The following is a 503-nucleotide window of genomic DNA, read 5'->3' on the forward strand; positions in this document are numbered from 1 at the left end:
TAACAGGGGTTCGACTCCCCTACGGGACGCCACTTCTTTTTAGAAGTATGGGTCGTTAGCTCAGTTGGTAGAGCAGTTGACTTTTAATCAATTGGTCGCAGGTTCGAATCCTGCACGACCCACCATTTCCTTTCCACGAAGGAAAGCAATTTACTTCTGTTTTTTAAAGCGGAAATAAAAAGCAATTATCGTGGGCGATTAGCTCAGTTGGGAGAGCACCTCCCTTACAAGGAGGGGGTCACTGGTTCGAGCCCGGTATCGCCCACCACTTTCTAAATACTTTTACGACATACTGATTCAGTAGCTTAGGTTATTGCGTCAAATTTCTGTCGCTGAAAGTCATTAGAAAGTGGATTATTTGTCTCTTAGGGGATAGAAAAACACATGTTCTTTAACAATCTGGAAAGCTGACTAGTAAATTGAATCTTAGGATTCAATTACAAATGTTTTTATCTCTCTTTATTTTAAGAGCGGTAAAAACGAGTTCTCAAAACAAACACACA

At 40.8% G+C, this 503-nt stretch carries 2 tRNA genes; both read left to right on the forward strand.

From position 1 onward, the window contains the following. The first annotated feature begins 49 nt into the window (after positions 1-49). Positions 50-125, forward strand: a tRNA-Lys gene (locus tag C9J12_RS30440). 67 nt (positions 126-192) lie between these two features. Continuing rightward, a tRNA-Val gene (locus C9J12_RS30445) sits at positions 193-268 on the forward strand. Positions 269-503: the final 235 nt, after the last annotated feature.

It is taken from the genome of Photobacterium frigidiphilum (genome assembly GCF_003025615.1).
Lineage (GTDB): Bacteria > Pseudomonadota > Gammaproteobacteria > Enterobacterales > Vibrionaceae > Photobacterium > Photobacterium frigidiphilum.